Source organism: Marinobacter sp. DUT-1, from assembly GCF_050379415.1.
Lineage (GTDB): Bacteria > Pseudomonadota > Gammaproteobacteria > Pseudomonadales > Oleiphilaceae > Marinobacter.
In genome coordinates this window covers 162,871-188,214 of the sequence record NZ_JBNRLS010000002.1, presented here as the reverse complement: position 1 = coordinate 188,214, position 25,344 = coordinate 162,871, and the positions used below count along the sequence as shown (strand labels likewise).

19 protein-coding genes are annotated in these 25,344 nt (G+C 58.9%); 5 read left to right on the top strand and 14 right to left on the bottom strand.

Annotated features, from left to right (window positions below):
- Positions 1–9: 9 nt before the first annotated feature.
- Positions 10–1,221 (bottom strand): pilin, encoded by a 1,212-nt coding sequence (locus ACQUTG_RS06465; protein ID WP_428918625.1) that lies wholly within the window; start codon positions 1,219–1,221, stop codon positions 10–12.
- 335 nt (positions 1,222–1,556) lie between these two features.
- Between ACQUTG_RS06465 and ACQUTG_RS06460 the strand changes: the two genes are divergently transcribed.
- The 4 genes from ACQUTG_RS06460 to ACQUTG_RS06445 all read left to right on the top strand — a co-directional run bounded on the left by ACQUTG_RS06460 (position 1,557) and on the right by ACQUTG_RS06445 (position 3,702).
- Complete coding sequence (locus ACQUTG_RS06460; protein ID WP_428918624.1) at positions 1,557–1,799, top strand: hypothetical protein; 243 nt, start codon at positions 1,557–1,559, stop codon at positions 1,797–1,799.
- A gap of 276 nt (positions 1,800–2,075) precedes the next feature.
- The gene (locus ACQUTG_RS06455; RefSeq protein ID WP_428918623.1) at positions 2,076–2,630 is read left to right on the top strand and encodes a hypothetical protein; all 555 of its coding nucleotides are present in this window, start codon (positions 2,076–2,078) and stop codon (positions 2,628–2,630) included.
- Between the two features lie 36 nt (positions 2,631–2,666).
- Positions 2,667–3,155, top strand: a complete 489-nt coding sequence (locus ACQUTG_RS06450; RefSeq protein WP_428918622.1) for a hypothetical protein — start codon at positions 2,667–2,669, stop codon at positions 3,153–3,155.
- A 76-nt stretch (positions 3,156–3,231) separates the two neighbouring features.
- Complete coding sequence (locus tag ACQUTG_RS06445) at positions 3,232–3,702, top strand: hypothetical protein (RefSeq protein WP_428918621.1); 471 nt, start codon at positions 3,232–3,234, stop codon at positions 3,700–3,702.
- Here the strand turns inward: ACQUTG_RS06445 and ACQUTG_RS06440 are convergent.
- From ACQUTG_RS06440 to ACQUTG_RS06380, 13 genes are all read right to left on the bottom strand, one after another.
- On the bottom strand, positions 3,658–3,837 hold the full coding sequence (locus tag ACQUTG_RS06440) for a hypothetical protein (protein ID WP_428918620.1): 180 nt from the start codon (positions 3,835–3,837) through the stop codon (positions 3,658–3,660). The genes ACQUTG_RS06445 and ACQUTG_RS06440 overlap by 45 nt on opposite strands.
- 151 nt (positions 3,838–3,988) lie before the next feature.
- Positions 3,989–4,621, bottom strand: a complete 633-nt coding sequence (locus ACQUTG_RS06435; protein ID WP_428918619.1) for a hypothetical protein — start codon at positions 4,619–4,621, stop codon at positions 3,989–3,991.
- Complete coding sequence (locus ACQUTG_RS06430) at positions 4,618–15,126, bottom strand: SpvB/TcaC N-terminal domain-containing protein (protein ID WP_428918618.1); 10,509 nt, start codon at positions 15,124–15,126, stop codon at positions 4,618–4,620. The genes ACQUTG_RS06435 and ACQUTG_RS06430 overlap by 4 nt, the downstream gene beginning before the upstream one ends.
- A gap of 36 nt (positions 15,127–15,162) precedes the next feature.
- The gene (locus tag ACQUTG_RS06425; RefSeq protein WP_428918617.1) at positions 15,163–15,642 is read right to left on the bottom strand and encodes a type II secretion system protein; all 480 of its coding nucleotides are present in this window, start codon (positions 15,640–15,642) and stop codon (positions 15,163–15,165) included.
- Positions 15,617–16,021 (bottom strand): type II secretion system protein, encoded by a 405-nt coding sequence (locus ACQUTG_RS06420; protein ID WP_428918616.1) that lies wholly within the window; start codon positions 16,019–16,021, stop codon positions 15,617–15,619. The genes ACQUTG_RS06425 and ACQUTG_RS06420 overlap by 26 nt, the downstream gene beginning before the upstream one ends.
- Positions 16,011–16,490, bottom strand: coding sequence for a prepilin-type N-terminal cleavage/methylation domain-containing protein (locus ACQUTG_RS06415; protein ID WP_428918615.1), 480 nt, complete (start codon positions 16,488–16,490; stop codon positions 16,011–16,013). The genes ACQUTG_RS06420 and ACQUTG_RS06415 overlap by 11 nt, the downstream gene beginning before the upstream one ends.
- Positions 16,490–18,748, bottom strand: coding sequence for a secretin N-terminal domain-containing protein (locus tag ACQUTG_RS06410; RefSeq protein WP_428918614.1), 2,259 nt, complete (start codon positions 18,746–18,748; stop codon positions 16,490–16,492). Before ACQUTG_RS06410 ends, ACQUTG_RS06415 begins: the two co-directional genes overlap by 1 nt.
- The gene (locus tag ACQUTG_RS06405) at positions 18,745–19,215 is read right to left on the bottom strand and encodes a hypothetical protein (protein ID WP_428918613.1); all 471 of its coding nucleotides are present in this window, start codon (positions 19,213–19,215) and stop codon (positions 18,745–18,747) included. Before ACQUTG_RS06405 ends, ACQUTG_RS06410 begins: the two co-directional genes overlap by 4 nt.
- Complete coding sequence (locus ACQUTG_RS06400) at positions 19,212–19,763, bottom strand: hypothetical protein (protein WP_428918612.1); 552 nt, start codon at positions 19,761–19,763, stop codon at positions 19,212–19,214. Before ACQUTG_RS06400 ends, ACQUTG_RS06405 begins: the two co-directional genes overlap by 4 nt.
- Positions 19,764–20,285: a hypothetical protein gene (locus tag ACQUTG_RS06395; RefSeq protein ID WP_428918611.1), complete on the bottom strand. Its 522-nt coding sequence runs from the start codon at positions 20,283–20,285 to the stop codon at positions 19,764–19,766.
- A complete protein-coding gene (locus ACQUTG_RS06390; protein ID WP_428918610.1) occupies positions 20,282–21,145 on the bottom strand; it encodes a hypothetical protein in 864 nt (287 codons plus the stop codon). Before ACQUTG_RS06390 ends, ACQUTG_RS06395 begins: the two co-directional genes overlap by 4 nt.
- Entirely contained in the window at positions 21,142–22,851 is a 1,710-nt protein-coding gene (locus ACQUTG_RS06385) for a GspE/PulE family protein (protein WP_428918609.1), read from the bottom strand. Before ACQUTG_RS06385 ends, ACQUTG_RS06390 begins: the two co-directional genes overlap by 4 nt.
- Entirely contained in the window at positions 22,848–24,038 is a 1,191-nt protein-coding gene (locus ACQUTG_RS06380; RefSeq protein ID WP_428918608.1) for a type II secretion system F family protein, read from the bottom strand. The genes ACQUTG_RS06385 and ACQUTG_RS06380 overlap by 4 nt, the downstream gene beginning before the upstream one ends.
- A 286-nt stretch (positions 24,039–24,324) precedes the next feature.
- Here ACQUTG_RS06380 and ACQUTG_RS06375 point away from each other — a divergent pair, with 286 nt between their 5' ends.
- A complete protein-coding gene (locus tag ACQUTG_RS06375; protein ID WP_428918607.1) occupies positions 24,325–25,200 on the top strand; it encodes an NAD(P)-dependent oxidoreductase in 876 nt (291 codons plus the stop codon).
- Positions 25,201–25,344: the final 144 nt, after the last annotated feature.

Below are 25,344 nucleotides of genomic sequence, written 5' to 3'. Positions count from 1 at the left end.
AGCCTGAGCCTACTGACAATCAGCGGGCAAATACTGCTCGTTCACGTTCTGGCCATAGCAGACCCAGCTGATCTCGCCGCTTTCCACGGAGGGCTCCAGCACAATGTATTCCGACTCGCCGGAATCATCGACGCCCATTTCCACACCAATCAGGCCATCTTCATAAACGTCGATAGAGTAATTCTGCACCTCATTCCCCAGCGTGAGCTCCGGATAGCCGAGCTCCTGCATCGTTACTGGCCAGGCCTGATTATCGTAGGCGTAGGAAGTTACCTTTTCCTGAACGCCCTGAGCCTCCGAGTAGGCTGCCGAGTAACGGGCTTTTTCAGTATATTGCTGGTACGCGGGGATGGCCACCGCAGCCAGAATACCAATAATCGCCACCGTTACCAGGAGCGACGCCGCCCCACCAGCACCGCCACCGACCCGGGGCACAAACATCGACAGTGTCCAGGCCCAGAGGCTGCGGCGCGGATGCTTGACTTCCCTGCCTTGGGCAAGTGCCACCGCAGTCGCCATCCGTTTGGTCAGCCACGGATAGTCACCGGTCAGCTCATTGAACGACATCCAGAAACCATTGGTGGCCTGTACCTGACTGACGTACGCATCCACGTTGATGGTCTTCCAGCGGGTATCCCCGGCGGCAATCGCGGCTATGGCTGCCTTGATGTCCTCCTCGGACTGACAACAGGCAACGCCGTAACGATCACAGGTATACTCCTCAGCACGACGCAGAGCCGGACCAACCACTGGTAGCAGTGAGCCAGGCATCACAAACGCGCGCCAGGAAAGGTGTTTCCGATGGATGTGGCCAAGTTCATGACCAATGTAGAAGTCGATTGCACCGGGCTGATCCTCCAGGGCATCGATCACATCCGTAAACAGCACCACAAAATGCCGGCCCAGGAACTTGGTGGCCAGTGCGTTAAAAAAATCCGTACGCAGCAGGTAGGCCTCAGGCACTTCCTTGACGCCAACCTTCTGGCAACAACGGACCAGCCGCTCATACAAATCCGGATATTGCTCCTGACTGATCCGCACCCCCGACCCTTTCAGGTGGGAGATAAAAGCAGAATGCGCGAACAGAAAGAACACATACCCCAGAAGCAGATACAACAAGACGATCCCGAAGGTGCCGACAAACAACGCCAGCCAGATAATCGCTGAAAACACGACCGCTATCCTGAGCAGCGGCTTCTCGTTCTTGTAAACCAATTCCATGCTATTCCCTCAATTTAATGACTACAGGGTGACGGGCCACTTCCCGGGCCCGGTTATCCAACCGGGCGAAAGCACAGGACAATGAACGAGTCCATACAGGCGGGAGGAATCATTGCGGTGCATCCACGCAGTAGAAAAGCAGTATAGAAACGGCATCAAATCCATTCCACGACGAACTGTCAATTTCACGGACGTGTTAGCCGGAGTGTGATCAGGTTCAATAATATGGTGCACTTTCTCGCGAGAATGCGAGGGAACCGATCAAAAAACGACCAATCAAACTATGGCCGGATGAACTATACTTCCACGGGGCGTGCACAAAAGGAGGCAATACCATGCGTTACTTAGCTGCACTTTTGTTAACTGTGTTTTTCGCCGGTTCGGCACTCGCCGGCCAATGCCCCTCTCTGGTGAGCCAGATCGACCAGCAGCTTCAGTCAGCCCAGCTCGATAGTGAGACCGAAGCCAGCATCAGAGCTCTCAGGGATCAGGGGGAATCGTTGCACAACCAGGGCAAGCATTCAGAATCAGTGAAAGTGCTCAGGGAAGCACTGGATAAACTCGACACAATGTCCTGACAACCAACAGCCAGGTAGTGGCAAAGCCGTCCGCTGCCTGGCGCCTGCCCCTCTTGATCGAAGCATCCTCCGGTTACCCTTCTTTTCAAACCGTCACAAAATGTCGCCTGTTTGTACATTCCCATTTTGCTAACGTCACTAGCTACTGAAATGAAAGGGATTTTCATACCTTCGCGTTCGCGATTGACTCCGCTTGGACGGCACATGGATCGGGAGGGTGTGATGCCTGAGACACACCATTTCCGCCCACTGGTCGCCAATAAAGAAGGAGAAACAATGCGAATCCAAACAAGCCTGGCCCTGATCCTTGCCTCAACCTTTCTCGCCGGCTGCTCCGGCATCAAAACCTACCGGGATAAAGCCATCGATGGTGAAAGCGCGACGCTCAAGATCAGTGCCGAAGCCGATACCTTTTTCGACCGCGAGATCTACGTTCACCTCTACGACTTCACGATGATCCAGAACGGCGAGGCCTGCGGCCAGGAGGGCTTGATCGCCAAGGAGACCATCATCAAGGACAACGCCTATCTTGGCACCATTGAGGCCGACTCCGACGACCCCAGTCCGGCCATGCGCATTCCCGCCAAGCCGCTCCGCGCAGTTGCCGAATTTCATGATGGCGGCGGCAACTACACCGTTATCAACTACATCGATGTCGTATTTCTTGCCGAGGCCGACACAGACTATTCAATCAGCTACAAGCGCCTGGAAACCTCATCCGGCAGAGTCGTCGGGGACTTCTTCTTCAAGAAGAAAACGCCGGACGGCGAAAAAGACATCGAGAAAATTGCCGAATTCGATCCGACTATCTGCGATCAGTACCTCAATTAATTCAACACCTACCGAGCCAGGGAGGACGAACCTGTCATGAGAATTCTAGCGCTACTAGCACTGATCACAGCAGTTTCGGGTTGCGTTGCACCACCGGCCATGATGCGAGACCACAATAAGATTATCGCGCAGGACGGCGGCTTACTTTTTAACACCCATTCAGAAGTCATCGAACGCCCCTATGCGGAGGTGAAAGCGGATCTTGAAAGGACCGCTCCCCGTTGCCTGACCAAAACAGCCCGCGAGCAGACATCCCAGATCTATGGCAATTCTGAGAGTTTTGTTCGCTTTCATCCGGGAGATACCGAAAACAGCTTTATACTCGCTTACCTGTTCAAACTTGACGGTGCGCCTGATGAGGAAGCAGGAAACATCCTGGTGGCAGAAGTATCATCCAAAACACCAGCCACTACTTACATAAAAACCCATCACTATCATCCCCCGCTGGCAGGGACCTACGAGGTCTTCTCCGATATCGTCGTTGAGTGGGCCCGGGGTGAGCACGATATGTGCTTGTCTTATTGAGTTTGAGAGATCGCATACAGCCGGGAATTTCTCCCGGCTTTTTCAAACCCGACTGATCCCCGGAGAACCCGAAAATATGCGCGCACTTTTTTTGATATTTATGTCAGCAGTCATGTCCGGCTGCATGGCACCGGCCATCACTTATGACCATAACCGTGTCCTTGCAGAAGATGGTGGGGACGTTTACTCAACCCGGACCGACACGATCAATCGACCTTACTCGGAGGTCAAAAATATCCTCGAAGAGACAGCACCACGCTGCCTGAACCGCCATGTTAACGATGGTGGCGTAACAACCGACCGATTCGTGCGTTTTTACCCCGGAGCCACCAACGACAGCCTCGTACTTACCTACCTTATTAAAGGGTCGGGAATGCCAGACTCAGAGGCTGTCAATGTGTTGGTGACAACCGCCTCAAAGCAGTCTGGGACAACTACTACCGTTAAAACCTACTACTACGACATCATGTTTCTTGGGAACCTTGAAGCTTATGCGGGTGTATTAATGGAATGGGTCCATGGTGAACACGAGCTGTGTCTCAATTGATCGCCCTTTAATGTTGCAGAGTAGCATCTGGCCGCCGACGTCGTAGTCGTAGGTCAGTACCTCGCCATCCGGGTACACCAGCTGCTGCAGGCGGTTCCAGGTGTCGTAGGTGTACTGCTCGCCCGACCGGGGCATGTGCGCTCCCAAGTGAGTGCTCTGGTTGCCCGGCAAGCTATCAGACTGTTAAAGAGCCTAAAGACCGAGTAGCGACAAAACGAACAGACCACACAAATTAGGCCTATCCTAGTTTTTCACCCCTCCGGTTAGAGATTATGTTTTTAGAATATCACCCTGACCTACCACCAAAAATAAATGAATAATAATTTCTAATGATACTGTCAAGCATTTCATAGTGACTATACTGAGCTACGACCGCCTGCCAATTCTTACGTACATATTCTCTCCAAAAATCAATTTCATCAATGGAAATCCGATTTAATTTAGAGCCAAAAATCTGCAACGGAAGATCGAAGTCGATCAAGATAAAGACCAATCTGTTTATATCAAAAATTAGAAAAGGTGTATTTAGATGCCCAGAAAACAAACTCCAAACAACGTCTTCATTTAATTCCTGAGTCTCGACCACACAACATTTTCTAGGATCAGTCGAAGCAATATATTTTGTTCCAGTCAAATATTTATTAGCCAGCGCCAATACTGTGGATAAACAATCTCCATCAATTGAATCTAGAAAAAACAAGTCGTCTAATTCATGGGGAATAGCAAAAAAACTATAATCCTGATTAAGGATTGGCTTCGCGTCATTCTGACCTCTGGAAAAAAAGACCTCTACATTAAGATCATTTGCCTCATCAACAGACAGAAGGTATGAGTGGTTATCCTTCAAGACCTGTCGCTCAGACTTCCAAGCAAAGGAACTGTAAAATTCATCACTATTCTCAAAATAGAACTTTGTCATAGCTCTGTATCCCCCTTAATCCTGGGCTTTGTCGCGCCAGGCTTGGTTACAGACCAACCTGGTTTGCCAGTAGAGCTCCGGCCCGGGTATGTGTCGACCTTAGTTCCATCAGGCAAAACGGTAGTAGTGCCGCCGTCAGGACGGTCGATTTGCTCTGCACCATCAATGTCCCCGAGATTACCAATTAACTCATCTTGAGTTCCGGGTAGGCTGTACCCTTTCTTCCCACCGTCTTTTGGAGTCGCACCAGATAGGACTTCATCGAGATCGGTATTCCCTGTAGCGGGACCTGAATTTTCACTTTCTACAGCACCTTCTGAGCTCGCATCGCTACTGCCCTGCGCCCCACCTTTACTTCCCTGATTCATCATCCAATTTAGACCGAGGCTTACCGTGCCTCCGATCGCTGTCCCAATCAGCGCGCCACTATAGCCTGCCGCCTTTACAGGAGCTGCAGCATCGCTAGCATCCGGTGTAAACAAATCCACCACCGCAACACTCCAGACAGCTCTAAACGCGACGTATTCGCCAGCTCGACCATCTGGATCGACAAAAATCATCGGATTATTAAACGTATAGCTGTATAAACCCAAGTTCCGTGGATTAAATACACCACCGTTAATCTGACCGTTCAGGTACTGATTAAAAATTGGATCCGAACTCTGCCAAACACTCGTCCGCGGATCGTAATACCGCGCCCCAAAGTAATACAGCTGCGATTCCTCATCCAGTTCCTTGGCCGTGAACAGGTACGGCGTCCGCTGCTTGTTCGAGTGCTCCTCCACCCAGGTCTCCCCGAACGGGAAATACTCCAGGTGCTGGTACACCTGCCCGTTGGTGTGGGTGATGTAGGCGCTGGTGCCCAAATGGTCCGGGTGGTAGGTGTACTGGTCTTTCTCGTACACGATCCGCCCTTTCCGCTTGGAATTGGGCTTGTCCTGCTTCACCAGTTTGGAGACGACGCGGGTAGTGCCGGCGTAGATGTGCTTGGTGCCCACTTCGCCGTTACGCAGGGTGAACCACTGGTTGATGTAGCCGGTCTCCCCCTGCGGGCCGCGCTTGGTGAGGCGCTGGCCGGACGCGTCGTAGGTGTAGGTCAGCCGGTGGCCGTTGTCCCGGATTTCTCTTATGCGGTTTTCGTCGTCCCAGGTGATGCTTCTACGGGTGCCGTTCTGGTCGTGGCTCCAGCCCAGTTGGTTGCCGTTGGCGTCGTAGGTGAACGTGCGGTCACCCAGATGGGTCGGGGCGTGCGGCTGGTTGCCGTCGTAGCGGTAGGTCCAGTCGTAGGTGGTTTTCTTCTGGGTGACTTCCTGGCCCGAGGGCTGTCTGAGCACATCCACCTGGGTCTTGCGGGTGATGTTGTGGATGGTGTCGTAGCCCATGCTCAGGGTGAAGCGGTGCTGCTTGCCCGGGGGCGCGTCGAAGGTGCCGCTGCTGTCCGTGAGGCGGTACAGGTCGTCGTAGGTGTACGTGTAATTGGTGGCACCACCCATCTGGGCCGGGCTGTTGTTGCTGGCCCGGTTGGCCAGGTCGGTGATGTTGCCCACCTCGTCGTAGCCGTAGGACAGGTCCATGAACGGGTTGCCGTCGCCCTTGCCCACGGTGAGGTGGCTCAGGCGGCGGTTGTACGGATCGTAACTGTACCGGCTGACGGTGTTGTTGCCGTGCAGCACGTAGGTGCGCTGGCCGAACTTGTCGTAGTCCAGGCGCTGTACGTAGGGGTAGTCGTAACTGCCTTTGCGGCCCTGGACGGCGTGCATCTGGCCACCGACGTCGTAGTCGTAGGTCAGCACCTCGCCATCCGGGTACACCAGCTGCTGCAGGCGGTTCCAGGTGTCGTAGGTGTATTGGGTGGTGTACTGCTCGCCGGGACCGGCGCTCCATTGCAGGTAGCGGGTGCTCTGGGTGAGTTCGCCCAGGGGACCGTACTGGCGGGTTTCCCAGCCGCCCTGGTCGGTGACCCGGATGATCCGGTTGGCCCCGTTGTGCGGTGCGTTGGGGGCGCCGTATTCGTAGCTGACGTTGGTGTCCGGGTACTGCGGGTACTCAATCGCACTCAGGCGGTTGTAGTCGTAGCGGTAGGTGATGGTCTCACCCAGCGCCCGTAGGTTCGGGGTTTCCTTGTGGATCAGGTTGCCCGCCAGGTCAAAGTCCATCACCACCTTGCCGGTGTCCGGGTTGGCCAGCAGGGTGCGCCGGCCCAGCAGGTCGTAGCCGGCGCTGGTGTGATTGTTCTGGGCGTCGAACACGTCGGTGATCTGCTTGAGCGGATCGTAGCGATAGCTGGTCCAGAGGATTTCGTTGCCGCCCTGGTTGTATTCCTTCACGGCGGTAATCAGCTGGCGCACGTCGCGGAAGCTGTCCTTGCGCACGCCGTTGGCGTCGGTGACGGTGGTGCGGAACTGCTGCCGGCCGTCCCGGTCGGTGCCGAAGCCGTAGTCGAATTCGGTGGTGGCGCCGTCCGGCTGGGTGACCGTCAGCGGCCGGTCCTGCACGTCGTATTCGGTGACGGTCGGCGGGATCGGGTCGAACGTCGCATTGAAGCGCAGGGCGCTGCCCACCGGTTCGGTGACCGGGTAATACTGCTCGACGCTGCGGCCCAGGTGGTCGAAGAGGATCCGGCCGGAGGCCACCATGACCGCCTGTGGATCGTCCACGCCGGTGCCGATCTGGCTGTCTTTCTTGGTCTGCAGCACCCGCTTGAGGCCGTCAGTGAACAGCACGGTCTCGATCGGATCGTTCGGGTGTTCCGGATCGTAGTGCTGGGTCAGGGCCCGGTTGAGGGTCTGGTTCAGGTTGATCTGCCCGAGTGCGACCTGGGGTTCATATTTGAACCGGATGGTCACCTTACGGTTTTCATCCTCATCTGGCCCAGTAGTAACTGCCTGGTTTTCTTTTTGCTCATACGGTCCGGTGATGGTTTTCACGCGGCCTACGGAGTCGTAGGTCGTGATAATTCGCTGGCCGTTGATGCTGACGGTTTCCTTCGCCTCGCCCCAGTACCGGTCGTAGTCCGCGGAGGAAACATAGCCAAAGCTGTCTTTCATCCGCTCCACATAGGTGTGGACATCGGGGTCGTAGAAGTAGTCCAGGCCGTAACGCTGGCCGCGATAGTTCTGCGGGCCGGTCACCTTGGTCAGGTTGCCGTACTGGTCGTAGGCAAAGTCGTAACGGGCTTCGCCCTCTTCCACCGTCTGTCGGATGGCTTTCACATTGCCCGTGCCCGGCTCGATGTCGGAGAACCGTTCACGGAGCAGGCCGCCAGCGCCGGTCACCCGGATGGACTCCGGCGACCCCATGATCCAGGCGGATTCATCCCGGAAGTAGCTGATGACGGCTTCCACATCGTCTTCGGTGCCGCTGTCGGCCTCGTCGATCAGGTGGGTGACGTTGCCTACGTCGTCGTATTCCAGGTAGCGGACGCGGGTGGATTTACCCGGTGTTCGCTGGCCTTCGTAGAAGCGAGTGGTTTCTTCTGTGACCTGGGGGAAGATGGTGGCCGCGGTCACCGACGGCAGTGCCTCCAGTGGTACTGTCTGTCCACTGTGAATGTCGGCGAACCGGTAGGCCTTGGTGGATTCGGTCCAGGGGTTGCCCTGGCCGTCGGTCATCTTGCTGTTGACCAGCAAGCCGCGCTCGTACACGCTGCCGTTCAGGTAGGTTTGCGTCATGCTGCGGCTGACTGGCTGTTCCGGTTTACCGGCGTCACGCTCTGCTACGTTCACGGTCTCGAAACCGAAGAAGTCCCGCTCCCGGCGGTCGTAATAGCCGTTGGCATAGCTGAAGGTCTTCAGCAGACTGTCTACACCATCGCCTTCAAAGCCGTCGTGCACGGTCACCTTGTTCAGCACCCAGCGGCTTTGGGGCATGTCGTAGGTGTTGCCGGTCCGCTCGTAGTCCAGCTCGAAGCTGGCACCCAGTGGGCGCTGGACAGACTTGAGCAGGTTGGTACGGCCGTGGGTGTTGAGCTTCACCCGCAGGTCACCGTCATTGCCGGAGGTCAGGAAATCCGGGTAGCCGTCGCCGTTGATGTCGTTGAGGGAATGTTCCTCGCGGCTGATGCCTTTGGACTTGCTGCGACCCTTGTTAACACAGGCCTTGAACACCGGAGCAAATGGCGGGAAGGGCGTGCAGAAGGTGGCCGCGACGTTGCCACCCTCGGTAACCGACGCAGTCTGGTTGGTTACATGGGCTCCCTGCCACAGCATGGGCGCCAGGAAACCGCTGCCGGCGTTGATGGCAACTTTGATGGGACCACTGCCAGCCGAATCGACAACATCCGGCAAGCCGTCGCCATTTACGTCAAATAACTGTTGTTGAGGCGAGGTTTCAGATCGGGACAGAGAGAGCCCGCCGGCAATACTCATGACACCGAAGTTAAAGCCCAGGCTCAGGCCCGCGCTCTCGCTCTCACCTTTGCGGTTGACGGCACCCCAGTTTTCGGCGGGCGCAAAATCATAGCCGAGGTTCAGGGCCACTGTGCCGTTGCTATAGATGCGGTCCGGCAGGCCATCACCATTGATATCGGTCCAGCCGAGCTGTTCCTGGTCCTCGCTGTTGCCAAGGTTGCCGGTGATACCCACCGAGGGGGGCGAGTTGGCATAAATAATCGTCATTCCCCCGAAGGTTCGTTCTTTCTGGGGTTCGGAGCTGCCAACCGAGCCCCCAGCGTTGAAGGAGGTCGCCTCGGTTTTGTTTACACGGGGTAACCCGTCGAGTTCCTCGAGACTGATGGGAGCGGCTTCCAGTCCACCGTTAGCCAACGTGTACTGGATCCGTGACGGACCAACGATGTCCGGGTACCGGTCGCCGTTCATATCCAGGAAATCCACCAGGGTGCGGGATTCGCCGTTGGTCTCCCCGGCACCGCCGCTGACTCCCATGGCCGAGCCACCGAGGGTCCGGCTCTTGTTGTAACTGTGCGTCAGTTTGATAATCGCACGGGCGCCGGCACCTGCCACCGGGTCCGGATCGCCCGGGTTGTCCAGGCCATAGCGGGAGCTGCTCATCAGTCCTGGCTGGATGTAACTCTCAGCGTCGTAGCCTTCCCAGGTATTGCCGCCAATACCCGGGAACATCAGAACCAGATCGGCAGACGTCGAATCGTAACCGTTGGCATCGAACTCGGATTCAAGCTGATCGGAGTTACTGATATCTTCAAACCCGTCCGTGGAACGGTCATTCCCAAGGTTGGGATCGAGCACCAGCTTCGCTTCATCAATCGGCTTTTCAGCAGCGCCACGGTTGCCATTCCAGACAAACTGGCCCCACTGGCGGAACATCGGCCCGAAACGGAAATCCTGCCGCACGGTATAGAATCCGCTGGTGACCGATTCAGACACCGACGTGCTCCAGGTACCGTTACCGGTGTTGTGGTAATAAACCCCGCTCCCGGAGGACTCGACGCGTTGCGCCAGCTTTGTGTCCGGCGTGTGGTATTCAAGCCAGTAGGTTTCCCCCGGAACCACCGGGAAGCGCACTTCCGGCGTCGGCAGATACGGGTCCGGTCTGTTCTCGTCTTCTTCCGGCACGTCTTCCGGGCGCAGCAGCTGGCCGTCGTAGACCACCAGCATTTCCTTGTGGACCAGCGCCCCATCGCGCTTGACGGTGAACACCACCTCGCCCTCATTGGCGTCAAAGGTGGCTGTGGGGGTGACCACCGCTTCCACGGTGCCGTCGTCCGGCATCGGTTCTGTACGCTCCCCGATATTGCTCAGAGGGACCTGCACCTCTTCCGGGATGGTCAGTGGCGCCGTCACCGGGGTTACGGTAGCGGAGTACAGGGATGCCGAGGGTATCCCGGGAATGACGATCTGCGGATTGCCGTCACCGTCGGTGACATTCACGTTGCTGTCTTCAGCCGCGGTATAGATCAGCGCGGGCTTCCAGTCGAGGGCTTGCCAGTCTATGCGGGTGCTGGCTTCCATCCGGAAGGAAAGCGTGTCTCCTTCCGAGACCTCCACCACCGTATCCGGATTAAACGTACCTTCCGTCCCGGCTGCCAGTTCCCGTTGCCAGATCACCTCGTCTTCCAGGGTAACGGTTACGGTGACGTTGTCGCTGGTTGCCTGTTTGTGTAGTGGCGCATCCACGCGCACGGTGCCGGCGATGGGCGCATTGACGGTCTGGCCGGGATAGGCGACGGCAAGGAAATCACCGTCACCATGATAGGTATAGAGGGGCTTGTTATTGGCGTCGCTGACGGCGGGAACATCCAGGTAACGGATCTCCGGCGCCCAGCTCACCTGGTCGTACAGGCCATCGAACACGGACTGCACCCGGAAGAACACCAGATCCCCACGGGTAACCGGAATGCGCGACACACCCTCGGGAGTTCTGGGGGTGTAATCGTTGGCTGCGAGGGTGGCAGACCAGAGTGCCCTGCCCCCGTGCTCGATGTGCACGGTGACACCATCTGCATCCTCATAGTTCCGACGATCCGTTGATTTGTCCTCAACCAGCGCCACCGGCCCGCTGATGGCGATATGACCATCGTATGGGGCTTCCCACACACGCACGGTGTCATGAAGCGGGTTGTCGTCAATACGTTGCTCGTATTCCTGTGGGTCGAAGGTCACCAGGCCGTCGCTATCAATATCGGCGCCCGCCTCAATCGGGTTTGGCGTGTCTCCGGAATGGGTCAGGAAGGTCGGTTTACCATCATCCAGTCGGTTGAAATAGATGGTGCCGTTCATGGCGATATCGATCAGGCCATCGCCGTTGGCATCGGTAAAGTAAGTGCGGGAGCTGGTGTAGGTATTGGTCGTCACCGAGCTGTAGGAGGCGGAAACACCGCTGCAACCGAGCACCGCCTGCTGCCCATTGGCACTGGAAGTGGCCGTGTCTTCATAGAAACGGGTAGCACCGACCACCGGAACGGTTTGACCGCTGAAGCCGCCGCCAGGGGTACCTGGGCGGAACTGCATCCTGCCGTCTCTGACAAAGATCTTGTCGGGCAGCCCGTCCCCGTTGATGTCCGCCAGCGCCAGCAACCCCTTGCTGCTGGATTTGGTGGAGTTCCGGGTGTCACCGATGGTGCTGCTTTTGCAAGCAAGGTTACCGTCGTTCGGGCCGGCGGTTACGGCGCTACTGTCCCCTTTTGATTTTGACGCAATACCACTGGTGGCACTGGCACCGTCCTCAAAACCGTTCCGATCCAGGGACAGACCTGCCTCGATGTGATCATCGGTGTTAGCCCATTGGTCCTCGCCCGCCAGCGGCTGGTAATTGCCGTCGGAATTCAGGATGTCCTTGTAGTAACTGAAGCTGTGGGCATTGAAGAACTCGCCCTTACTGTCCAGTTGGTTCATCTTGCTCAGTAAGGTGCGGGCGAAGGCGCCTTGCTCGTACTCGAAGGTATAGCTGCGGACCGGCTGGCCTTTGTAGGTAATGTCGATGCGTTTGAGCAGATCTGCAGTGACGCGTTTAAAGCCCAGGCGCGCATCGATGTTCACATCCTGGCGGCGATCGGTTGAGCTGTTGAAACCGCCTTGCTCCCGATCCCGGGTAAAGCTGACTGCATAGGCACCTTTCTGGCCCTTGTAACCGGTGTATTCGATACGATCGGTATAGATCTGATAGCCAGCAACGCCACCCTTGCCGTCACCCAGACCGGAATCAGTCACCCGGGTGTTGTAGTAGCGGATTTCATTGCCATTGCTGTCGCGCACGAGCCGAAGCGCCCAGTGCCCGATGTTTCCGGAGGCTGTACGCAGGGTGTCATCAGCCTGTGGCCCATTGCGGGTATCGTCGCCGCCGTAGAAATAGTGGGTTCCGGACTTGTCGATTACTTCCCACCAATAGTTGGTGGGATTGTCACCGTGGCGGATTATCTTCTGGAAACCGCCTTCGACCCGGGTGTGGAATACCTTTTCAGCAGAGCGCGCTTCCGGCTCGCCCACGTGGGCCATCGGTGTCAGCTGACTGCCGTTCAGGAGATAGGTTTCGGTTTCCTTCTCTGCGTCGTAACGCGGCACGCCCCATCGGGTATCAATGGTGATCGCCTGGGTGCTCAGGTCCCAGCCGTGGCCCAGCCAGCTGTGGCCGCCACCGGAGCTGTACTGCACCGCCAGCTGTGGCTGCATGCCCTGGCGACCCGGTGGCACTTCGATCGGGTAGCTCAGGCGCGCATCGCCCATGTTGTTGGCCTGGGGTGGCTCAATCAGGTTGACCTTCGCGCCGGGGTCGGCGGCCTTGATGTCTTTGATCTGGGTCGGGTTGAACTGGGTGTTCTGCGGTGAATCCGGGATCTGGATCACCGCGTTGATCATGTCGGTGAAGTGGTCGGTCAGCGCCACCACTTCCTTCTTGCCCTTGTCGATGGACTTGCGCTCCAGTTCTTTCCACTGGCCGGCGTTCTCATCGAAATAGAAGGTGCGGATGTCGTCCTCGCTGAAGCCCGGCGGCAGCAGGCTCGGGTTGTACTTGATGCGGACTTCCACCTTCTTCTTGAAATGCTTGCCGTGAGGCAGGAAGCGATAGCCATTGTCCGGCCCGGTGACGTTGGTCATCCAGGAGTCCATGGTGGCCAGGTCAATGCCACGCAGCGGCATCATATTGATATCGAGGTCCGTGTAGACCGCTCCGGGGCCAACGTCTATCACCGCGCCGCCGGTACCACCGGTGTTGCCTTCCTCCGGTGTCACCGGGACGCTGGTAACCGGGGGCATATCGACGTTGTCGTCATTGACGGCGCCTTCTTCCGGCAGGGCGCCCTTGTTGACGTACAGGGGAACGATGACGGAGCTGCGCTCGCCATCGGGATAGACAGCTTCCAGCTGGACGGTCCAGGCGGTATCGTCCGGCTGTTCTTCCAGGCCGATGTCGTCCTTGCTGATCAGAGTCTGGAATTCGCCATTGACGTGATTCAGGGGGCGACCGGCAATGAAAAGCTCCGCCTCACCGCTCTCGTTCTCCAACCCCTGCAGGAAGCCGCGGATGTAGGCTTCTCGGCCGTAATACTGGCCGGCATCCGGGTAGGTGACGACCACCTCGGGCGGCAGCCAGGCACCACCGATACCGGAGCCGCGCACGGTGAGTTCCCGCACTTCCCCGGCGCTGCCCTCACCGCCGGTGAACACCAACCGGGCGCCACGCACACGGTTGCCGCTGGCAACGGGGATCTCGTTCCAGCCGCCCTTCAGGGAGCGTGCCGAGACGTCCGGTGCGCCGGTTTCCTGCCAGCCGCCGTTCACGTAGAGCTGAACACCGATCTTACCCGCAAGACTGCCCCGCAGATAAAACCCGACGGTTTCCAGTTCCACTTCGCGATCGAAGCCCAGTTCGACCACGGAGCCAGCGGCCATGGTGGTCTGGCTTGCCAGTGCCTGTTTCCAGGCGGCCTTGCCTTTCACCCAGCCCAGGTGCAGGCCGTTGCCGGGATTATCGATCAGGCCTGGCGGCAGAGCGGTCTCGTTACTCGAGGTATTGGTGGAGGTGCCAACGCCGGTGCCGCTGTACACCACCATGCCGCTGTCGGTCTGGCCATCGTAGAGGCTATCGATGGTGGCGTTATCGTCGGTGGCACTGGCGCTGACGTAGCTGACGAAGTTGGCGCCGTTGTCCATCTCCACCACCAGGCGCACATTACGCACCTGGTAGAGGAAATCCTTGTCGGAGGGGGCGGTGAAGCGGATGCGGTTAGCACCCTGTTTCAGCCAGGTCGGGCTGATGCGTTCCAGCTGCGCGTTCCAGCTGTCACTGCCTTCGACGACCACACCACCCAGTGCCGGCTGGTCGTTGATAACGCGGATCGCTTCCGCCCAGTGCGACAGGCCATTCAGTTCGTAGGCAAGCCACGCGTACTTGATCTGGCTCGCGGGCATCGGGAGTTGGGCAGTGAAGGTGTTGTCTGTCGGGTCGTCGGGATTGGTTTCCGAGCGGCGTCCGATTTCGCCGTGCGCAGGGGTGGCCCGGGCCATGACCGCCTGGTCTGGCAGGTCCTGTTCTTCCAGCAGGGTGCTCAGCTGTTCGCCGGTTTCGACGGGCAGGTGTTCACCGTTGGACCAGATTTCCAGTTCCCGTAGTCCGGTGGCGGGGGAATCCGCCATTTCCAGCACCACGCGCACCTGTTCGGTCCTGGCCGCATTGTTGGTGCTGAAACTGTTCCAGGTGGGCGGCAGGCTGGTCAGGTCCAGCCCTTTCAGACCCTGGATGTCCCGCCAGCCGGTGTTTGCCTTTTCCTGGACGGTCAGGGTGTAGGGTGCGGCACCAAAGACCCGGATCGCCGTTACATCCCGTTCGCCTTCGAGGGTGATATCGAAACTCTGGTCGTCGTAGGCGGTGTATTCCGTGGCCGTGTCCCGGTCAAAGGCCTGTTCCAGGGTGGCCGATTCGACCGCCTGGATTTCCGGGGGCAAGGCGGCCGCCGACTGTAGCGACCAGCCCTTGGGGGAGCTTCGCACCGAGTCCATGGTAATGGTTGCCGCCTGCGCAAGCTGGGGGGCCAGCAACGAAAACAGGGCAACAAACGCAAACGTACGGCGGTTCTGGCGCCAGAATTCCATGTTATTTCTCCCGAGACTACGTTCTTCGAGTTTTTATCAGGGGTTGTCCGTGGTGAAGACAAACCACCAGTCCTGGTACCGCGTTGCCGCGGCAAATTCTTCCAGGCCTGAGGGGAAGTTGCCCGTTTTCAGGGGCTTCCTCCCGCTCCGGCTGCGGACACCGGCAATCCGGCCTCCGGCTGTGCGTATCAGCTCCCAGGCACCACCCGTTATGGGGTCTGCGTAGAGCCGGCGTATGTGTCGGCGGTGTGCAAACCGCCGGTCGTTGATCAGGTCATCCAGTTCGGCCGGATACTCCGGCGCCTGCGGGACAGCCTCGTAATAGGAATGGATGGCGTTCCGGTAGGCCATCCCGCGGAACAGCAGTTCCGCCTCCTGCATTCTTTTCATTTCCGTCGATGCCAGTGGCACCGACACCGACGTGCCCAGGGCAAAGGCCATCAGCAGGCCCAGCACCACCGGGTAGGTCACGCCCTGTTCGGCGCGCCGGTCACCAATCCGCGTAGCGGCTGCCATCGTTCGCCGTTCCCCCGGAGGTGCTGTGGACATCGTGAATGCCCTGCCCTCCGTCGCTGTAGCGGGTGAGTTCGGTTTGCCACTGTGGCGCGGGGGCCTCCAGCACCGGATCCTCCGGGATGAAGCGGAGGTATCGCTGATCCACCAACGCTTCGAGGCTCGCCGGGTAGCGCCCATGGTCGGCAAAGTAATCGTCCAGGGACTTGCGCATCACCTGGAGGTTTTCCTTCAGCGCGGCTTCCCGGGCCTTTTCAACGGAGCCGGACACCACCGGCACGGCAACCGCCGCCAGTATCGAAATCAGCACGATCACCACCAGCACCTCGATCAGGGTGAAGCCTTGCTGGGCCTGTCGCCTCGCGTATCGGTTACCAGTCACAGCGGCAACTCCCGTCAAGCGCCGTGCCCTGGGTGGCCGGCCATACGTCGTAAACATCCTCGCCTCCCCAGGCCAGGGTATCCGGCTCATCCCGGTAACTGCGCAGCTGCCAGTGACTGGTCGTCTCCAGGCTCTGGTCCGCAAATGGATTGCGGGGAATCCGGCGCAGGTAATACCGCCGGCCGCCTTCCATGGTCCCGCTGTCGACGCCCTCCACCAGCACCTCCAGGGAAACCGGGTAGCCGTCCTCACTGGCGGTGCCGCTGCCGGGCGGAATCCGGCCCTTGAGCCAGTCGCTGTGAAAGGCATCGATGGCGTTACGCATGGTCCTCAGGCTTTCCCGCAATTCCAGTTCCTTCTTGCGCATGTATTCCCGTTCCGCATAGGGCAAGGCCACTGCCGCCAGAACCGACAGGATCATCACGGACACCATCAGCTCGATCAGTGAAAGCCCGGCGGAACGCTGCATTACCGCACCACCACCCGCGAGTTGAATCCGTCTACCGGCTGCGCCTCTCCCTCCGGCGTGGCCAGCATTGCAGGGCGGGCCATCAGGTAGGAGATGCCGGCCTTACGGGCTTCCAGTTCTATGTCGATCAGGCTTCCGGAGGCTCCCGATGGCCGGCCAGAGAGCCTGATGGTGACCATGCCCGCTTTGTCGCCGGTCTCGGCGGCGGCCGTAAGCGTTCCGCCGCCCACCGGGCGGACGCCCTTGAAACTCACCAGCTCGGGATTGAACAGAACGTCCAGCGGGAGTTCCTCAATGGCACCGAGGTCACCGGCGCGTACGCTGACGGTGAGGGTTTTGCCGGAGGTGGTCTGATAACTGTCTTCGGTAAATGCCAGGCCGGGTGCGCCCTCACCGTCAGCTTTTTCGGCGAGGTCTTCAGCCGCGGCAACCGCCGGCGCCATCGGGCCCGGTTCGGCACTCTTGCCATGCATGCGGACGTTGGCCTTCGAGCCGATGTAGTCGAACATGGGCTCGGACGTGAAGCGCTCGGAGTTACCGGAGTAGAAAGACCGGACCGCCTGGGGTGGCATCGCCGCAGGCCGCACCACCCGCGGGGTGATGGTGAGCATCACGTCGGTCCGGCGCTTTTCGTCGGTGGTGTTACTGAACAGTTTGCCAATCGTGCCGAGTTCGCCCAGGCCCACGGGGCGGACGCGGTTGTTGCTGTCCATATCCTGGATCAGCCCGCCAATGACGGCGGTCTCGCCATCACGCAACAGCATGCCCGTTTCCACCCGGCGGGTGAGGATGCTGATGGCAGGCTCGTCCGGTGTGCCGAGGTTGGCGCCCAGGGCGCTGACCTCGATGCCGATGCTTGCCGCCACCGAGCCATCGAGGTGGATATCCGGCATGACCTCAAGCTTGATACCCACATCCCGGTACTCGAAGGTGGTGCGGGTCTGGCCGGTGGCGTCCAGGATGGTGGAGGAGCGCAACGGCACCCGCTCACCGATGTGCAGTTTGGCCTGCTGGTTGTCCAGCACCCGCAGCGAGGGACTGGCCAGCATCGTCGCGCCCACGTCCCGCTTGAGGTAGTTGAAGGTGATGGTCGGGATGGTGACCACCCCTTTCGTCAGCACGTCGTCCCGGATGGAGTCCCCGGTCTCGAATTGCGGATAGGCCAGCGTGATCTGCTCGCCCAGGTTGAGGCCCAGCTGTTCGGATTTGGTGCGGTCCAGTTCGAGCACTTCCACATCCAGAATGACCTCCCCCATGGGCTGGTCATTGGCGATGATGAGTTTCTCGGCAAGCGCGATGATGTCATCCGGCTCGCGAATGCTCAGGGTGTTCATTCGCTCGTTGATGACCACAGACTCCAGCCGCAGACCGGACTTGAGGATCTCCGCCATCTCGGCGGCCTTGATGGAGTTCAGGCTGAAGGTGCGCAGGAGCCGATCCTGGTACTGGGAACGCTTTTCGGGAGTATCCGGTGCGATCAGGAGCGTGTTGGAGCCGATCTGTTTGTACTGGGTGTCCGTCGACCGGAAGATCAGATCCAGGGCCTGCCGGAGTGTCACGTTTTCGGCAAACAGGGTGACTGGCACACTCTTGACCTCATTATCGAACACGATGTTCAGGTCGTTGGCTTCCGCGACATACTGGAAGGCATCCTTGATGTCGGTACCGTTGAAGTTCAGGGTGATGCGCTCCCGGGAAGAGAGCTGGGAGCGGTAACGCTGGTAGAGGTCTTTCTTCGCCGCCACTTCCTCCAGTTTCCGGCGGGCCTGGCTGAAATCAGGGTTCAGATCCAGGGCTTCTTCCAGGCGGCTGGTGGCCTCGCTCAGCCGGTTCATCTCGATCAGCGATAGCGCCTGGTCATAGGCATGCCGGGCTTCCCGGGCGCCCATGGCCTCGGACAGGGACCGGCGCAGCTGTGGGTCATCGGGCCGGGCTACCAGGCCGTTGCGGTACGAGACGATGGCATTTTCAACGTTGCCCGCTGCCATCCGTTCTTTACCCTCCTCCAGGTAATACTCCGCGGCGGCCAACTCCGCTTTCTCCCGCGCCATACGGACAGCCGCGTCACGGGGATGCTCCGCTGCCCTGGCCCGGTAATCCATCACTGTCTGTAACCAGTCTCCGGACGCCGTCGGTTCCGGTTCCATGTGCACCTGGGCAGCACAGCCTGCCAGCAGCAAGCCCAGCAGGAGTGTCAGCGTCAATCGTGTCCTCACGTTGGTGTGTTCCCCGTTATCTGTTTCATGTCGAATCGTCATTGGGTGAGATAGATCCAGCGGGCCTCATTGCCATTTCCAACAACCTGGATCCGGTCCTGCTCTATGTGTGCGACCACCAGCTGGTCGCCGATACGATCACCGGTGCGCAGAGGCCGACGCTGACCCTGATAGCTCACGAAGGCTGTGAATTTGCCCCCGCGTAGCTGGACGCCCTCGAGGGTCAGGTTGAGCCCGGCCAGAAGTGGCTGCTCCGAGGGTGATTCCGGCATCGGGCTATAGGCGTCCTCAAGGAACGTCGGTGCAAACCGGAACGGATTCCGGCTCTCCAAAACTGGCGAATTCTGCCCTGCGTTTGTCGGAACGCCACCCACAACCAGGTCCTCCAGGGCAATGAGGTGTCCGGACTGTTGGTGCCCGGCGACCCCTGGCGTAGCCACACCGGCCAACGATGCCAGCACTGCCAGCCAGGCAAACGCTCCAAGACCGATCACGTAAAGTCGACTCATCGTTCTATCTCCGCATAGCCGGTCAGTGCGAGGGTGACTCCCAGCCGATCATCACCTTCCCCGGCCGGTGCCAGTGAAACCTTGCCGGGCACGACCAGCAGATCCAGGCGGGCCAGCTCCGCGATAAACCGGTCGACAGCCGCGTATTCAGCCTTGAAATACAGGGTCTTCGAGTAGATCCGGTGGGTATCTGCGGCCCTCACTTCGTTAACCTCCTTGTCCAGCCGGATATTGGCCAGCGTCGCCGCATCGAGGATCGCGCCGGAGAAATCCGATGCGGACCCTCTCCAGCCAAGCTTCGCGGCCATGCCAGGCACCACTGACGCCCAGTAACTAACGTCCTCGCGAAGCGAACTGAGCTCGCTGGCGAGCCTCAGGTGTTCGGACATCGTCGCGTAACTTTCCCTCGCCTCCTGCAAATCCTCCCGGGCGGGAACGATGGAAACAGCCACCACGATGGCCGTGGTGCTCACCAGCAAAACCAGCAACAGGGCAAGCCACAGGTAGGCAGGCCGCGCCAACTCTGCCCTTAGCGTCAAGTTATCCATTCAGGGCTCCGCGACCAGGTGGATGTCATGGCGATAATTCTCTTCCGGCCCGGGCAGGGTTTCCTGGCGGGCGACCACCGCCCGGCGAACCGAAGGGCTTGATTCCAGGGTGCGGACAAAATCCGCCAGGGCATGGGGGTCCGGTGAAACCGCCCGAACCGTCCCGGCGCCCTCCCGGGCGTCGTATTCGAGCAGTTCGAGCCGGACATTGGCAGGAATGGCGGCAGCCACCGAGCTCAACACGTCCGGCAGGGGCGCTCCAATATGGGCAACGACATTCCTGAGTTTCCCGGCCTGATGGGTCAGTTGCTCCAGATCGATCTCCCCCAACACCGACGCCGACAGGTCGGCGCGGATCTCGGCGATACCCCGCTCGGTTTCTGCCAGGCCATCCCGGTACCTTTCCGCGATCAATAGCGCCGCCACCAGCGACAGCGCGGCCATACCAACCAGAGTCAGGAGTCCAACACGGAGCCAGCGGAAGCGCCGTTGAACCGGGGCCTGGAAGTCCATCGCCATCATGATGCGCGGCCCCCTGCCCAACTCCGGAGGCCGGAGATCAGGCCCTCGCACCGGGAATCCTGACCACGGTACAGGTCAACAAAAACCAGGCCATCCGCGGTCAAGGCGCCAGCAAACCGTGACTTGATGCGTTCGCACACATCGGGGGCGGTATCACTGCCAAAAACGACGATCCGTTCCCGACCTTCCTCATTGACTCCCCGGGCAATGTCCCTCAACAATGACTCGCAGCCCGGGTCGTCACCGAACCAGCGACAACGCACTCCCGACGCGCCGGGTCTCGAGGTCAGCCAGTATTCGTCAGTCAGAACCACGGTCAGCGGCGCCTTATCGAGAGTTATCCGGTCCTGTGTCACTTCGAGCCCGTTCAGAAGCGTGACCATGCTGGCAACCGGCCACCGACGTTTCAGCCATGGCTGACACAGCACCTCATACAACTCGTTTTCAAGCCCGATGCCATGAAGAACCGCAGGCTCCCCTGCCGCCGAGCGAAGCTGCCAGGCAACCTTGAGCATTGCGCCCGCCCCGCCCAGATCCTGGCCGAACCGCCACTGCACCAGTTCCTGCGTTGCCTTGTTCCCGCCCGGAAGCCTGTCCACCTTGAATACCCGCTGATGTACCCAGGGGTCGGAAATCACCCAATGCACCTCGACAGGTTTCGACGACCCGAGTGTTTTCTGTATCCAACCTGCCGCCGTCTCGAGAACCGTCGCCAGGGAGTCAGGAGACAGCACGTCATCGCCTGAGTCCATGGCAAAAGCTTTGTCGATGTCTTCCTTGCGGCCTGGACCGGGGAGGTGCACGCAGACCTCTTTCCGGCCAAGCCCGACAAACACCTTTCTGCGGGTTCCGAAAATCACAATGACCACTCCTGTCCGATAACCCGGTGAACCTCGGCCAGGGTGGTACGGCCATCAGTGCAGGCTTCCAGTGCCGTAAAGCGCAGCGACTGCTGGCCCTGTTCCCGACATTTTGCTTCGATTTCAGGCAGGGAAGCGTGGTCCATGAACAGTTGTCGTAAGGCCGGGTCCAGCCTCAGGAACTCTGTGATGGGAAAACGTCCCGAGTACCCGGCCCCCGCGCAATGGGTACAGCCGTCCGCCTGTCTCAGGCTTTCTGGGGGTACCAGGCCCACACGCTCGAACTCATAGCGCTCATCCTCCGTGATGGCCCGGGATTTCGAGCAGTCGGAACAGACTCGTCGCAGCAGGCGCTGGGCAAGGATGAACTTGAGGGAGCCGAGCAGATTGAAGCGGTTGACACCCATATGTTCGAGACGGCCAATAACATCCAGGGCGCTGTTTGCGTGGACCGTAGAGAACACCAGGTGGCCGGTCAGCGCGGCCTGCACCGCAATGTCAGCGGTTTGCGCGTCACGAATTTCCCCGACCATGATCCGGTCGGGATCACTGCGGAGGATCGAACGCAGTCCGGTGGCAAAGGTCAGGCCTTTCTTTTCGTTCACCGGTATCTGGGTGATACCGGGAAGCTGGTACTCGACTGGATCCTCAATGGTGACGATTTTCCCGGCCCCGTCATTGGCATCGTTGAGCGCGGCGTACAGCGTGGTCGTCTTCCCGCTTCCTGTCGGGCCGGTCACGAGGAAAAGACCATGGGGTTCCCGAATCACTTTTGCGATGCTGGCGACGGCGATAGATGTCAGTCCGAGATCGCCGACTCCAAACCCCTTGTAATCCTCAACAACCGAACTCCGGTCCAACAGACGGATGACCGCATCCTCGCCCATGGCCGTGGGCAGAACCGAAACCCGCATATCCGTCTCTGACTCCCCGGCACAGACGCTGAATCGCCCATCCTGGGGTATCTGGCGCTCCGCGATATCCATTCCGGCCATCACCTTTACCCGGGAGATCAGCTGATCAACGTGACGGCCTCCTATCGAGACTTTTGATGGCAGCAGCACACCGTCGACCCGGTATTTGATGACAACACCGGACGCTGCCGAGTGAATATGAATATCACTGGCCCGATGCTGTAACGCGTCCTTGAATACCTGGTTGACCAGCTGAACCACAGGATCGCGGGCATCCACGGCCAGATCAAAGTGAAGACCGCCCTCTTCTGTCCGGTCCTTGTGCTCCTGCAGATGACTGGACACGAAATCCAGTATCCGGCTGTCCAGCCGGTTGAACCGAAGTACCTCTTGAATTCGCAGGGCCTGGCACAGCACGAGCCGGATACCTTTGCCGGTCAGCCTGTGGAGAACGTCTTCCAGTTCCGGGTCGTAGGGATAGGCAACTGCGAGTTTCAGTGTACCGTTGCTATCCAGTTCGAGCGGGATACTGGCGAACTGCTGAATCCGCTCGGGCGACACCAGCTCGATCAACGGTTCGGGAATGGCGAAATCCGCCGGAATTTCCGCATAATCAAGATGCAGTAGAGCGGCCAGCGCCTCCAATCGATGGGCATCAGACACCAGGCCACGGGCAACGAGTTCCTCACCGCGCTCACCTGCCACAGACAACAATTCATCGGTGGGGCCTGACAGCATCCCTCTTGTGACCAGGGCCGCGACCAGCGACCGGGTGATTGCGTCTGCGCTCATCCAATCACCTGTGTCATTGAGAAAATCGGCAGATAAACGGCGATAACGACAACCCCGATAACCAGTCCGATAACCAACATGAGGATGGGCTCGAGAACGCTGACAAACCGACCGACTGACAAATCCAGCGAGCCGAGATAGAACCGGGAGACCTGTTCCAGGGTCCGGCCCAGTTCGCCGGTGCGTTCACCCGCCTCCAGCAGCTGCAGGGCGGTATCCGGCAGCAGGTCGTTGGCTTGCAGGGACGACACCACCCCATGGCCTTCCTCAGCAGACACGGCTGCACTGCGGAGCCGCGAAACAAGGTCCGGGTCGGTCTCCGTCACCGCTATGAGTTTCAGGGCCTCATGCAATGAATGGCCTGCGAGCATCAGCATTGACAAGGTTGCGGCGACATTCACCGTGCGGAACTCGATGCGCACCTTGCCCATCAGAGGAATACTGTCCAACAGCCTTCGCTTATAGCCTGCGCGGGTGGTCGCGGCCATGGTGTATTTGAACGCCTGGCGCCCGAGAACAAACAGCAACAGCAGGCCGCCGGCCAGGTAGGGAAATGATTCGCTGGCAAACAATACCCACCGGGTCAGCGCCGGTAGTTCGCCCCCAAGAGAGTGATAACCTTCGGACAGTCTCGGAACCACGACGGTCAGCAGGACCGCAAGAACGACCACGATCATTGCCACCAGTATCAGTGGATAGGTCATCGCCGCTGATACCTTGCGGGAAATCTCATCGAGCCTCTCGTTCAGCTGACGATACAGATGAACCGACTCTTTCAGGTTGCCGGACGCTTCACCCGCCTTGAGTGCCGCTATCCATTGATGTCCGAACACTCTGACATGATCATTGAACGCGTCCGCCAGTGACCGACCATTGCGAACCGAGGCCACAACGTCTTCCAGGGATTGTTTCAAGGCCCTGTTCTTTACCTTCGACGTGGCGACGGCCAACGCATCGACGGTATCCAGGCCGGAAGCCAGGAGAAGCTCGAAGGAATGAATGAAGAGGAGTCGACCGGTTCGTAATCCTGATCGCTGCGGCAGCAGGTTCAGGGCACGGGAAACTTTCTCGGGGAAAAGATTGGCTGAAAGGAGATAACGGCGGACAGAGGCCACGTCATCACCGGCATACTCACCGGTTACGACGCGCCCCTCGGCAGTGATCGCTCGATAGCGATATAGCGGCACAGACCCTCTCCCTGAGTTCCCTGTTTGAAGCGGACACTATCGTTGTCACGCTCAGAACGTTCTGTTTCTAAATAAAAAAATTCTTGTTATTACCAAAAGCTTGCGGAAACTTAACAAAGTTACACAACAAAACGGGTATCCATTGGCAACATAGTGCTATGTTTTGTAACAGTGTGACCTGGTCCCAACTCAGTTCGATCTGCGCTATCCTCACGCCTGGATTAATTCAAAACTTTTCTCTCAACCAAGCCAAATAATCAATAACTTACAGAACGCGGAGAACACTATGACAACCACTGCAACCTTCATCGGACTCGGTGTAATGGGCTACCCGATGGCCGGGCACCTGGCCAGAGCCGGCCTGAATGTAAGGGTCTGGAACCGGACGTCCGCCAAGGCCGAGCAATGGGCCAGCGAATACCAGGGAACCGCCTGCAAGACGATCGCGGAGGCCGTTGAAGGCGCAGACTTTGTGATGACCTGCGTGGGTGCGGACAAGGATCTTATCGAGGTGTTCGAGGGTGAGGACGGCATCATCGCCAATGCACCCGAGGGCGCGATCCTGATTGATCACACGACGGCATCGGCGGGCGTGGCCGAGCGTTTGGCGGCGGCCGCCGCGAAGCGGAATCAGGCCTTTATCGATGCACCGGTTTCCGGCGGCCAGCAGGGGGCGGAGAACGGCAAACTGACCGTTATGTGTGGCGGGCCGGAAGCGGCTTTTGCCAGGGCGAAGCCAGTGATGGACCATTATGGCCGAGCGGTCAATCTGATGGGGCCTGCCGGCAGCGGGCAGAAGACCAAGATGGTTAACCAGATTGCCATCGCCGGCCTGGTTCAGGGGTTGTCAGAGGCGCTGCATTTTGCCGAGCAGGCGAACCTGGATGTGGCCAGGGTGGTGGATGTGATCTCCAAGGGCGCGGCGCAGTCCTGGCAGATGGAGAATCGCTCCGGGACCATGATCGAGGGCGAATTCAACCATGGCTTTGCGGTGGACTGGATGCGCAAGGATCTGGGGATTTGCCTGGAGGAAGCGAACAAGATCAACGCGACGCTGCCAGTGACGGCGCTGGTGGATCAGTTTTATGCGGATGTTCAGGCGATGGGGGGGAGTCGGTGGGATACTTCCTCGTTGATTCAGCGGTTAAGGAAGTTTCGGTGAGTGCGGGGTATTGATGAAGATGGGGTCAGATGAACGGAGTTCATCAGACCCCGGAGTATGGCCTGGCACTGGGGTCAGATGAAAGCCTTCATCTGACCCCTGAGAAAGTAGGGGTCTGAAGAAAGCTTTCTTCTGACCCCGGGG

Excerpts from the sequence above, each read along its gene's own strand:
- ACQUTG_RS06465 (WP_428918625.1), bottom strand. The coding sequence starts at position 1,221 with ATGGAATTGGTTTACAAGAACGAGAAGCCGCTGCTCAGGATAGCGGTC.
- ACQUTG_RS06460 (WP_428918624.1), top strand. The coding sequence starts at position 1,557 with ATGCGTTACTTAGCTGCACTTTTGTTAACTGTGTTTTTCGCCGGTTCG.
- ACQUTG_RS06455 (WP_428918623.1), top strand. The coding sequence starts at position 2,076 with ATGCGAATCCAAACAAGCCTGGCCCTGATCCTTGCCTCAACCTTTCTC.
- ACQUTG_RS06450 (WP_428918622.1), top strand. The coding sequence starts at position 2,667 with ATGAGAATTCTAGCGCTACTAGCACTGATCACAGCAGTTTCGGGTTGC.
- ACQUTG_RS06445 (WP_428918621.1), top strand. The coding sequence starts at position 3,232 with ATGCGCGCACTTTTTTTGATATTTATGTCAGCAGTCATGTCCGGCTGC.
- ACQUTG_RS06440 (WP_428918620.1), bottom strand. The coding sequence starts at position 3,837 with ATGCCCCGGTCGGGCGAGCAGTACACCTACGACACCTGGAACCGCCTG.
- ACQUTG_RS06435 (WP_428918619.1), bottom strand. The coding sequence starts at position 4,621 with ATGACAAAGTTCTATTTTGAGAATAGTGATGAATTTTACAGTTCCTTT.
- ACQUTG_RS06430 (WP_428918618.1), bottom strand. The coding sequence starts at position 15,126 with ATGGAATTCTGGCGCCAGAACCGCCGTACGTTTGCGTTTGTTGCCCTG.
- ACQUTG_RS06425 (WP_428918617.1), bottom strand. The coding sequence starts at position 15,642 with ATGGCAGCCGCTACGCGGATTGGTGACCGGCGCGCCGAACAGGGCGTG.
- ACQUTG_RS06415 (WP_428918615.1), bottom strand. The coding sequence starts at position 16,490 with ATGCAGCGTTCCGCCGGGCTTTCACTGATCGAGCTGATGGTGTCCGTG.
- ACQUTG_RS06410 (WP_428918614.1), bottom strand. The coding sequence starts at position 18,748 with ATGACGATTCGACATGAAACAGATAACGGGGAACACACCAACGTGAGG.
- ACQUTG_RS06405 (WP_428918613.1), bottom strand. The coding sequence starts at position 19,215 with ATGAGTCGACTTTACGTGATCGGTCTTGGAGCGTTTGCCTGGCTGGCA.
- ACQUTG_RS06400 (WP_428918612.1), bottom strand. The coding sequence starts at position 19,763 with ATGGATAACTTGACGCTAAGGGCAGAGTTGGCGCGGCCTGCCTACCTG.
- ACQUTG_RS06395 (WP_428918611.1), bottom strand. The coding sequence starts at position 20,285 with ATGATGGCGATGGACTTCCAGGCCCCGGTTCAACGGCGCTTCCGCTGG.
- ACQUTG_RS06385 (WP_428918609.1), bottom strand. The coding sequence starts at position 22,851 with ATGAGCGCAGACGCAATCACCCGGTCGCTGGTCGCGGCCCTGGTCACA.
- ACQUTG_RS06375 (WP_428918607.1), top strand. The coding sequence starts at position 24,325 with ATGACAACCACTGCAACCTTCATCGGACTCGGTGTAATGGGCTACCCG.